We start from the raw sequence: 11,041 nt of genomic DNA on the forward strand, positions 1-11,041 counted from the left end.
CAGCCTGCTCACAGCACCCGTACGTCGGTGGCTTCGGTTAGCCTCGGGGCAGATCCTTTCGGGAGGCCGCCGTGTTCCTGCTTGACCCTGTCACCGTCGTGTACTCGGCGAGCGACCTGAGCGCGGCCGCGGTCTGCGAGTGGGCCGTGATGCGCCGGCTCGACGCCCGCCTCGGGCGGATCGACCCGGTTCCGGACCCCGCGGACGCCATGCTCGCGCGCACCGCGGAACTCGGCGACGCCCACGAACTGCGGATGCTGAACCGGCTCCGTTCGACCGGGCCCGTCGTCGAGATCGAGCGTCCGGCCCGCGCCGAGCGCGCTGCGATCCTCGAAGCCGCCCGGCTGAGTGCCGAGGCCCTCCGAGCCGGCGCCGCGGTGGTGTTCCAGGCCGCCTTCTTCGACGGGCGTTTCCTCGGGTACGCGGATTTCATCATCCGCTTGCCGGAGCAGGGCGATTCGGCGGAAAGCGCCGCGGCGGGGCCGAGCTATGAGGTCTACGACACGAAACTGGCCCGCTCGGCCAAGGTGACCGCGCTGCTGCAACTCGCGGCGTACAGCGACCAGTTGGAACGCCTCGGTATCCGCACCGGCGACCGGGTGCACCTCCTTCTCGGCGACGGGCGCACGAGTTCGCACAGGCTGGCCGACATCCTTCCGGTGTACCGGGCCAGGCGGGCCAGGCTCGAGGGCCTGATCGACGAACGCCTCGCCGACGCCGCGCCGACCCCCTGGGGCGACGCCCGGTACGTCGCCTGCGGACGCTGCGCGGTCTGTGAGGAGCAGGTGCAACTGCACCGGGACGTGCTCCTGGTCGCCCGGCTGCGGCTCTCGCAGCGTGCCCGCCTGCGCGCTGCGGGGATCGGGACGATCGAGGAGCTCGCCGCATCTGCGGGGCCCGTCGCCGGGATCACCGATTCGACGCTCGCGACCCTGCGCGCACAGGCCAGTCTTCAGCTCGACCCGCACCCCGGCCGACCGCTCGCCTGGCAGGTGACCAATCCGCCGGCGCTCGCCGCACTTCCGCGGCCGAGCCAGGGGGATATCTTCTTCGACTTCGAGGGCGATCCCCTGTACCAGGAGGGAGCGGACGACGCCTCAGCCGGCACCGTGGTGTGGGGCCTCGACTACCTGTTCGGCCTCGTGGAACCCGACGACACCTTCCGCGCCTTCTGGGCGCACAGCCACGCCGAGGAACGCCAGGCCCTCATCGGCTTCCTCGCCTACGTGCACGAACGACGGGAACGGTACCCCGACCTGCACATCTACCATTACGCCCCCTACGAGCGCACCCACCTGCTCAGCCTCGCCGCGCGGCACGGCGTCGGAGAGGACACCGTCGACGACCTGCTCCGCAACCACGTGCTCGTCGACCTGTACCCGATCGTGCGGCAGGGCCTCCGGGTCGGCAGCCGCAGCTACTCGCTCAAGAAGCTCGAGCCGCTGTACATGGGGGAGGAGGCCAGGGAGGGCGTCGACAACGCCGCAGACTCGATCGCCGAGTACGCGCACGCGGGCGAGCTCCTCGCCGCCGGCGAGGCGGATGCCGCTGCGGCCGTCCTCGAGGACATCGCGCGGTACAACGCCTACGACTGCCGGTCGACGCGGCGGCTGCGGGACTGGCTCCTCGACCGGGCCGCGGACAACGGTGCCTTCGACGACGGTGCCGCCGACGACGGTGCCGCCGGACGCCTCGGTGCCTCGGGCGATGCCGGCGTCGCGGCTCGTGCCGGCGAGCTCGCGATCGCGGTCCCCGAGCGGGAACCCGACCCGGTCTACCTCGAACTGACCGCCCTGCTCGAACAGGTGCCGCCGACCGGCCGCACGAGCGACGAGACCGCGCTCGCCCTCGCGGCCGCGGCCATCGACTACCATCGCCGCGAACAGAAATCGTTCTGGTGGGACCACTTCGCCAGGCTCGCGTCGCCCCTCGAGGACTGGTCGGACACCAGGGACGTCTTCTCGGTCGTGCGGGCCACCGTCGAGATCGGCTGGCACCGCGAGGGCAGGCAGGTCCTCGACCGGCGCCTGCTCCGGCTCGCGGGCACCCCGGCGCCCGGAAGCTCGCTCAAGGCCGGGCAACAGCCGTTCCTCGTCTACGACCCGCCGTATCCGCCGATCCGGCGGAGCGACGAGCCGGGCGCCCGCACCGCCCACAACAAGGCGACCATCGTGCAGGTGGGCGACGACGGCGGATTCGGCGGCACCATCGACGACGGCGTCCTCGATGGCGGTGCCCTCGACGACGGCGTGATCTTCGTCGACGAGATCCTCGAACGCGACGCGCCCCACCACGACGCGCTCCCTGTCGCCGTCACTCCGGGGACTCCGCCGCAGCCCGGCAGCCAGGTCGGCGCGATCTCCCAGTGGGGCAGGGCCGTGCTGTCCGCATGGCCGCTGCCGCTCGCGGATGCCGCGTTCGACATCCTGCGCCGGGTGCCGCCGCGACTGCGCGGGGGCGCCACCCTGCCTGTCGTTACCGCAGGAGACACCCCGGGCGCCATCCGCGATGCCGTGCTGGCCCTCGATCACTCCTACCTTGCCGTCCAGGGCCCGCCCGGAACCGGGAAGACCTTCGTCGGCTCGCGGGTGATCGCCGACCTCGTGGTCCGGCACGGCTGGAAAATCGGCGTCGTCGCGCAGTCGCATGCGGCCGTCGAGAACATGCTGCGGGCGGTGGTCGAGGCGGGCGCCGGAGTCGGGCTCGACCCGGACCGCGTCGGCAAACGGCCGAAGAAGGGCGAAGAAGGCACTGCCGTTCCGTGGCTCGCCCTCGATGTCAAGGGTCTCGCCGCTTTCACCGGCCGGTCGGACGGCTGGGTACTCGGCGGGACGGCCTGGGACTTCAGCAACGCCGACCGGATCCCGCGCGGCTCCCTCGACCTGCTCGTGATCGACGAGGCCGGGCAGTACTCCCTCGCGAGCACGATTGCCGCGGCCGTCTCGGCGGAGCGGCTGCTGCTTCTCGGCGACCCGCAGCAGTTGCCGCAGGTCAGCCAGGGCACGCACCCCGAGCCCGTCGACCTCTCCGCGCTCGGCTGGCTCACGGACGGGCATCGGGTGCTCCCCGCCGAGCTCGGGTATTTCCTCGCGACGAGCTGGCGGATGCACCCGGCCGTCTGCGCTCCTGTTTCGGCGCTCTCCTACGAGGGCAAACTCCGCTCGCACCCCTCCGACCGCGCCCTGGCCGGAGTGGAACCGGGGCTGCATCCCGTTCCGGTGCGCCACACGGACAACGCGACCTCGTCGATCGAAGAAGCGGATGTCGTGATCGGGCTCGTCCGCGACGCCATCGGCCGGCCGTGGACATCCGCCGGGCGAACGGTCCCGCTCGGGGAGGCGGACGTGATCGTGGTCGCTCCGTACAACGCCCAGGTCGCCCTGATCAGGGAACGACTCCGGGCGGCCGGCCTCTCCTCGGTCCCGGTCGGCACGGTCGACAAATTCCAGGGCAGGGAGGCCGCGGTCGCGATCGTCTCGCTCGCGGCGTCGTCCGCGGAGGAGGTGCCGCGCGGCCTCGAATTCCTGCTGCTCGCGAACCGGCTCAACGTCGCCATCTCGCGCGCGCAGTGGGCGGCGTGGCTCGTCTACTCGCCCGCGCTCACGGACTCGCTGCCGCACAGCGTCGAGGCGCTCGCCCAGTTGAGCGCTTTCATCACACTCGTCGGCTCGTAGACCAGCGACGAGCATACAAAAAAGGAAGCACCCCCGAATACCGAGGGTGCTTCCTGTTGTTCCGGTGGAGTATTACTCGGCGTCGAGGTCCGTCTCGAGGATCTTGACGAGGGCTTCGAGCGCCTCGTCGGCTCCGTCGCCTTCCGCGCGCAGCACGACGACGTCGCCGTTGGCCGCACCGAGGCTCATCAGGCTCAGGATGCTCGAGGCGTCCATGGCGTCTTCAGCAGGCTCGCCCTCCATCGCGATGGTGACCTCGATCGGCAGTTCGCCGACGGCGGCCGCAAAAATGGACGCGGGACGGGCATGCAGGCCGACTCGGCTGGCAATGGTGGCTGTGCGTTCGGACATAATTCCTCCTGGTTGATACTCGACGACGGTCGTGCTCGACGATACTGCGGGCTGACTGGAGTGGTGCGGGGAGCGGTTACGCGTGTGCGGTTACAGACCCAGCTCTTCAAGTATGGGCAATCCGGCGCGCACGCGCTTGCGGGCCTCGGTCGGATTCGGCGCAGACACCGCGAGGACCGCGAGCTTCTTGGCATCGTCGAGGGTGACGGACTTCAGCACGGCTCCGACAGCGGAGAGCGAACGGGAGGTCATCGACAGGGTCGCGACCCCGAGTCCGACGAGCACGACGGCGAGCACGGGGTCGGCTGCGGCCTCGCCGCAGACGCCGACGGGCTTGTTGTTGCCTTCGGCGATCGAGCCTTCGACGGTGAGTCCGATGAGCTTGAGCACGGCAGGCTGCCACGGGGAGTTCAGCGCGGCGAGAGTGCCGAGCTGGCGGTCGGCGGCCATCGTGTACTGGGTGAGGTCGTTCGTGCCGAGGCTGACGAAGTCGACTTCACCGAGGATCCGGTCCGCGAGGAGCGCGGCGGAGGGGACCTCGACCATGACGCCGGGGATCTTGAGCCCTGCGGTGGCGCACATCGCAGCGAACTCCGCGGCTTCCTCCGGCGTCGCGATCATCGGGGCCATCACCCAGACGCTGGTCGAGGAACCTTCGGCGGCCTGGGCGATCGCGGTGAGCTGGCGGGCCAGCACCCCAGGGGTGGTCAGGTCGGTGCGGTATCCGCGCACGCCGAGCGAGGGGTTGGGCTCGCTCGTGTCGGTCAGGAACGGCAGCGGCTTGTCGGCGCCGGCGTCGAGGGTGCGTACGACGACCTTCTGGCCGGGGAACGCGTCGAACACACCGCGGTAGGCGATGACCTGTTCTTCGATCGTGGGCTCGGTCTCGCGCTCGAGGAAGCAGAACTCGGTGCGGAGCAGTCCGACGCCCTGGGCGCCGGCTTCGGCAGCCTTGACGGCGTCCTTGGCTCCGCCGACGTTGGCGAGCAAGGGGACGAGGTGGCCGTCCGCGGTGCGACCGTTGCCATCGAAGACGGCGAGGATCGCTGCGGCGGTCTTCCAGGCTTCCACGGCGGCGATTTCCTCGGCGCCGGGCTCGAGGGAGAGGAGGCCGGCCGCGCCGTCAACGTACACCTCGATGCCGTCTTCGAGGGCGTCGACGCCGGGGGCTGCGACGACGGCCGGGAGGCCGAGGGCGCGGGCGATGATCGCGGTGTGGGACTGCGGTCCGCCGCCGGAGGTGACGAGGGCGAGGATCTTCTCCGGGTCCAGGGTCGCGGTGTCAGCGGGGGCGAGGTCCTCTGCGACGAGGATGAACGGTGCGTCGGCGAGGGGGATGCCCGGCGCGGGAACACCGCGGAGCTCTGCGACGATACGGGCGCGCACGTCGAGGACGTCCGTTGCCCGCTCGGCCATATACCCGCCGAGGTTGATCAGCATCTCGGCGACGGAGGCGCCGGACTCCCAGATCGACCGCTCGGCGGACAGGCCGGTCTTGATCAGCTTGATGGCCGCCTTGATCAGCATCGGGTCCGTCGCCATCAGCGCGGTGGCCTCGAGGACGGCCTTGCTCGCGCCGGTCGCTCCCGCTGCGCGGTTCTGTAACTCGACCTGCACGGTCTTGGCAGAGGCACGCAGCAGTTCGGCGGCGGCATCCGCTGAGAGGGACGCGGCCAATCGTTCTCCGGCCGGGGGTTCACTGACCGGTTTGGGCATCTGCCGAATCGATCCGATGATCCGCCCGGGACTGACGCCCACGCCGGAGAAGTTCTGCTGCACGGTTTAACCTCTATTCTCGCGTGGGAATTGGTTGCCCACGGTAACGATGTTACGCGGCGGCCGGTACGGATCACGTATCGGCCGCCGCGTTTTCATGCGGTGATGGTACTACTGGTTGTTCATGCGGTGACGAGAACCGGGGCTTCCACTCCGGAAACGACCTTCTTCGTGGTGTACCGCTTCAGGGCGATGACGACCAGGCCTGCGACGACGGTGCCGATCGCGATGGCCAGGGCGAACAGCGCGAAGCTGTCGATCGCGAAGAAGACGAAGATGCCGCCGTGCGGGGCCTTGCTCGTGACACCCCAGGCCATCGACAGGGCGCCCGTGACACCGGCACCGAGCATGCTCGCCGGGATCACGCGCAGCGGGTCTGCCGCGGCGAAGGGAATGGCACCTTCGGAGATGAAGGACGCACCGAGCAGCCAGGCCGCCTTGCCGTTCTCACGTTCGATCGGGCTGAACAGCCTCTTGTCGAGCACGGTGGCCAGAGCCATCGCGAGCGGCGGAACCATTCCGGCCGCCATCACGGCGGCCATGATCTGCCACGGAGCCTGGTTGGCCACGGTCGCGGTGCCGAGGCCGGCGACGGCGAAGGCGTATGCAACCTTGTTGACCGGGCCACCGAGGTCGAAGCCCATCATCAGTCCGAGGATCAGTCCGAGGACGATCGCCGCTGCGCCGCTCATACCCGTGAGCCAGGTGTTCAGTGCGGCGGTGAGCCACGCGATCGGACCACCGAGCACGAGGAACATCAACCCGGAGGCGACGATCGACGCGACGAGCGGGATGATCACGACGGGCATCAGGCTGCGGAGCCAGCGCGGAACATTGAGCCGCGCGAAGCTGGCCGCTGCGACACCGGCGAGCAAGCCGCCGGCGATGCCGCCGAGGAAGCCGGCACCCATGAAGCCTGCGACGGCGCCCGCGACGAACCCGGGGGCGATTCCGGGGCGGTCGGCGATCGCATAGGCGATGTAGCCGGAGAGCGCCGGGACCAGGAAGCCCATCGACAGGGCGCCGATCTTGAAGAAGACCGCGCCGAGATAGATCGCGAGGCCGCCGTCCGGCAGGTTGAAGAGGCTGTTCTGCAGGGTGACGACGTCGGCGACCTTGGTGATCTCATAACCACCGAGGAGGAAGCCGAGTGCGATGAGCAGGCCTCCGCCTGCCACGAACGGAATCATGTAGCTGACACCGGTGAGGAGCGCGCGCTTGACCTTCTGGCCGAAGTGCTCGTTCTTCTCGTCGACCTCCGCCGCTCCTGCGGTTCCGCCGACGCGGCGGGCGTTCGGGTTCTCCGAGGCCGCGATGGCGTCCGCGATGAGCTTGGCCGGCTCGTCGATGCCGCGCTTGACCGGAACCTGGATGACGGGCTTGCCCGCGAAGCGCTCGCGGCCGCGCACGTCGACGTCGACCGCGAAGATCACCGCGTCGGCCGCTGCGATGACCGCGGGGTCGAGCATTGTGAGGCCGGCGGAGCCCTGCGTCTCGACCTGCATCTCGACGCCCGCGGCTTCCGCGGCGGCCGAGAGGGCCTCAGCGGCCATGTAGGTGTGCGCGATACCGGTGGGGCAGGCCGTGACGGCGACGAGGCGCTTGACCCCGGTGCGGACGGATGCCGCGGGGGCTGCAGTGCCGCCGCCGACAGCGACGGGAACGGGGGAGACGACGTTGGTGACGAGCTCGACGATCTCTGCGGGCGTCGTGGCGGCGCGCAGGGCGGCCGTGAACGCGGGCTTCATCAGCGAACGGGAGAGCTTCGCCAGGATCTTAAGGTGTTCCTGGTCCGCGCCTGCCGGCGCGGCGATCAGGAAGACCAGGTCGGCGGGGCCGTCTCCTGCGCCGAAGTCGACCGGGGTCGACAGGCGGGCGAGCGCGAGGGTCGGCTCGGTAACGGCTGCGGAGCGGCAATGCGGGATGGCCAGGCCACCGGGGATGCCGGTTGCCGTCTTCGCTTCGCGGGCGAGGGCATCCGCGTACAGGCTCTCGATCTCGGTGGCCCGGCCTGCGCCGACAACGAGCTCGGCGAGTCGCCGGATGACGCTCGAGGGAGCGGCTCCGAGGTTCTTATCCAGAGCGACGAGCTCCGGGGTGATCAGTGCACTCACTGGACATCCTCCTTTGGATGGGTCAGCTGCGTCACGGTGACGTCGCTGGGCTTTGTTTGGTTCAGTGCCGGAACGGTTGATCCGGGCAAAGATGCGGCTGCGGCCCCGTGGGCTGCTGCCTGGCGGAGCGCATCGGGGGCGCTGCCGCCGGCCAGGTCGCTCAGCAGGAAGCCGGCCAGCGACGAGTCGCCGGCGCCGACGGTGCTCACGGCGACCATGGGCGGCGTCTGGGCGAGCCAGGATCCGTCCCTGGTCGTCAACACGGCACCCTGGGCGCCGAGCGTGGCGAGGACCGCGCCGACGCCGCCGGCCACGAGGCGAGCGGATGCCGCTGCGACCAGTGACGGATTGCCCTCGAGGGCTTCGGCGTCCGGGATCCCGGTGAGTTCGGCGAGTTCCTCACCGTTCGGCTTGATCAGGTCTGGGCCGGCGCTCACGGCAGCGGCGAAGGGGGCGCCGGACGAGTCGACGGCGACCTTCGGCGCCGCGGAGCCGTAGCGGGCGCGCAGCCGGCGGATGATGTCGGCGTAGAAATCGACGGGAGCTCCCGGGGGAAGCGAGCCGGCGAGCACGACCCAGCCTGCTCCATCCGCCCGGTCGAGCACGAGATCGATGAGTTCGGTCTGTTGAGCGGGGGTCAGCACCGGGCCGGGCACGTTGACCTTGGTCGTGGTGCCGTCCGGCTCCGTGATCGCGACATTGCTGCGGATGCTTGCGCCGATCGGCATGCCGAGGTGCGGGATGCCCGCATCGGAGAGCGCGATGAGCACGGGATCGAGGGCGTCGCCGGGCAGGATCGCGAGGCTCTCCACGCCGGAGGCCTCAAGGGCGCGGCAGATGTTGACGCCCTTGCCCCCCGGCTCCACGTGGCTCGCCACGGCGCGCTGCACCTCGCCGCGGGCGAGGATGCCGTCGAGCGAGATCGTGCGGTCCAGGCTCGGATTCGGGGTAAGCGTGATGATCACGCGATCACAACCTCTACGTCAGCCGCGGCCAGGGCCGCGGAAAGTTCCGGTGATGGGGGTGCGTCCGTGATGAGCACGTCGATGTCCCCGAGGGCGGCGAACCGCACCAGGGTCTCTTCGTCGAGCTTGGTGGAATCGGCGAGCGCGACGACGAGCCGTGCCGATCGGACGATGGCGGTCTTCACGGACGATTCGACGAGGTCGGGGGTGCTCAGGCCGAAGATGGCATGCACGCCGTTGGCGCCGATGAACGCGATATCGGGGCGGAGCCCCTCGAGCTGCGCGATCGTGCTCTGGCCGACGACCGCGCGGGTCAGGCCACGGACGCGACCGCCGAGGAGGTGGAGCTGGATTTCCTCGTTGCCGGCAAGCTTGTATGCGATCGGAACGGCGTTCGTGATGACGAGGAGCTGGTCGTCGGGTCCGGCGGATGTCCAGTCGGCGAGACGGTCGGCGAGGAGCTCGGTCGTGGTGCCGGCGTCGAGGATGATCGACCCGGACTGGCTGGTCGGGATCATGGCGAACGCGGCAGCGGCGATGCGTTCCTTCTCGTCGTGTCGCTGGGTCTGCCGTTCGGCCAGGCTCGGCTCCGAGAGGCTGAGGCGGTCGAGGGCGACGGCCCCGCCATGGACTCGACGCAACTGCCGGGAGCCTTCGAGCGTATCGAGGTCGCGGCGCACTGTTTCCGGGGTGATGTCGAAGCGGGTTGCGAGTTCATTGACGGTGACCCGGCTGGCTTCGCTGACGAGTTCGGCGATCAGCGCCTGCCGTTCTTCCGCAAACATGATACCTCCTCGTCTTTGAGTGACCCCCGCCACTGCGCGGCCCGATCGCTTCGATCAGGATTGACTACACGATATCTGTGTTTCTTTTTGTTTGTCAAGGAAAACACAGAAGAACAAAGATGGATGCTGTGGGCGGGCCGATCGGCCCGTGTCGGTGCTGGACGGTAGCGTGACGACCATGAGGATCCTGCACACGTCGGACTGGCACATCGGGCGCACGTTCCACACGCACTCGACCCTCGAACACCTCCGGATCGTGCTCGACGCGCTCGTCGACGTTGTCCGCGATCGTTCGATCGACGTGGTCGTCGTCGCCGGCGACGTGTTCGACTCGGCGATGCCCTCAGCGGACAGCTACACCCTCCTCGCGACGGCCCTCCGCGAGATTCGGAACGCCGGCGCGCAGGTCATCATGACGAGCGGCAACCACGACTCGGCCACCCGGCTCGGGTTCCAGTCCGAGTGGGCCGGCCTGGCGGGCATCCATGTGATCACCCGGCCGGAACAGGTCGCCACGCCGGTCACTCTCACCGACGAGCACGGACCCGTGCACTTCTACGGCATCCCCTTCCTCGAACCGGCCCTGGTCCGCCACCTCTATGCCAATCAGACGCACCCGGAACGAACGCTCAAGACCCACGAGCAGGTGCTCACCTTCGTCATGGACCAGATCCGGTCGGACCTCGCGGTCCGCGGCGGTCGCTCCGTCGTGCTGGCGCATTGCTTCGCGGCCGGCGTCGCGGCCACGCAGGAGGCGAGCGACGTCGAGCGGGACATCACCGCCGGCGGGCTCGACCTCGTGCCGGTCAGCGTGTTCGAGGGCCCGGACTACGTCGCACTCGGGCACATTCACGGGCGAGCCAGGCTCGAAGACCGGGTGCGCTACTCCGGCGCACCCCTGCACTACTCGTTCGCCGAGGCCGCAAAGCCCCGCGGCGCCTGGCAGGTCGACCTCGGCCCCGACCGTTCGGGGAAGGGCGCCGAGCTCGAGATCGAGTGGGTCGCCCTCCCGGTTCCCCGGAGGCTCAGTGTGCTCACCGGCGAGCTCGAGGAACTCCTCACCGCCGACAGGTTCGCAGCATTCGAAGGGGACTGGGTCTCGGCCGTGCTGACCGACCAGGTCAGGCCCCTCGACGGCATGCGGGCGCTCCAGAAACGTTTCCCGCACTGTGTCACGCTCGAACACCGGCCGGCCGTCGTCGTGGATACCGGCAGCGAGAGCTACGCCGAACGGATCAACCGGCAGACCGATCCCGACATCGTCGCCGGCTTCCTGAGCTTCGTGCGCAACGGTGTCGGGCAGACGGAGTTCGAGCGAGACCTCGTCGCCGAACTGCTCGCGGCCGGGGAACTGAAAGAAGTCACCCAGTGAGCAT

Annotated in this window: 7 protein-coding genes; 2 read left to right on the forward strand and 5 right to left on the reverse strand. The window is 69.5% G+C overall.

The features are described from left to right. Positions 1 to 71: 71 nt before the first annotated feature. The gene (locus tag E3O46_RS08175; RefSeq protein WP_134561495.1) at positions 72 to 3,674 is read left to right on the forward strand and encodes a TM0106 family RecB-like putative nuclease; all 3,603 of its coding nucleotides are present in this window, start codon (positions 72 to 74) and stop codon (positions 3,672 to 3,674) included. Positions 3,675 to 3,746: 72 nt separating this feature from the next. Here the strand turns inward: E3O46_RS08175 and E3O46_RS08180 are convergent, their stop codons facing one another. The 5 genes from E3O46_RS08180 to E3O46_RS08200 form a co-directional block, all read right to left on the reverse strand. After that, entirely contained in the window at positions 3,747 to 4,025 is a 279-nt protein-coding gene (locus E3O46_RS08180) for an HPr family phosphocarrier protein (RefSeq protein WP_134445914.1), read from the reverse strand. A 90-nt stretch (positions 4,026 to 4,115) separates the two neighbouring features. Continuing rightward, positions 4,116 to 5,804, reverse strand: coding sequence for a phosphoenolpyruvate--protein phosphotransferase (gene ptsP, locus E3O46_RS08185; protein WP_134445913.1), 1,689 nt, complete (start codon positions 5,802 to 5,804; stop codon positions 4,116 to 4,118). A 119-nt stretch (positions 5,805 to 5,923) separates the two neighbouring features. Next, positions 5,924 to 7,915 (reverse strand): PTS fructose transporter subunit IIABC, encoded by a 1,992-nt coding sequence (locus tag E3O46_RS08190; protein ID WP_134561496.1) that lies wholly within the window; start codon positions 7,913 to 7,915, stop codon positions 5,924 to 5,926. After that, positions 7,912 to 8,880: a 1-phosphofructokinase family hexose kinase gene (locus E3O46_RS08195; RefSeq protein ID WP_134445911.1), complete on the reverse strand. Its 969-nt coding sequence runs from the start codon at positions 8,878 to 8,880 to the stop codon at positions 7,912 to 7,914. The genes E3O46_RS08190 and E3O46_RS08195 overlap by 4 nt, the downstream gene beginning before the upstream one ends. Beyond that, positions 8,877 to 9,665, reverse strand: coding sequence for a DeoR/GlpR family DNA-binding transcription regulator (locus tag E3O46_RS08200; RefSeq protein ID WP_134445910.1), 789 nt, complete (start codon positions 9,663 to 9,665; stop codon positions 8,877 to 8,879). Before E3O46_RS08200 ends, E3O46_RS08195 begins: the two co-directional genes overlap by 4 nt. A gap of 178 nt (positions 9,666 to 9,843) precedes the next feature. Between E3O46_RS08200 and E3O46_RS08205 the strand changes: the two genes are divergently transcribed. Next, positions 9,844 to 11,037 carry an exonuclease SbcCD subunit D gene (locus E3O46_RS08205; protein WP_134445909.1) on the forward strand — a complete coding sequence of 398 codons (1,194 nt, stop codon included), beginning with the start codon at positions 9,844 to 9,846 and terminating at the stop codon, positions 11,035 to 11,037. The last annotated feature ends 4 nt before the right edge of the window (positions 11,038 to 11,041 follow it).

Source organism: Cryobacterium glucosi (genome assembly GCF_004402235.1).
Classification (GTDB): domain Bacteria; phylum Actinomycetota; class Actinomycetes; order Actinomycetales; family Microbacteriaceae; genus Cryobacterium; species Cryobacterium glucosi.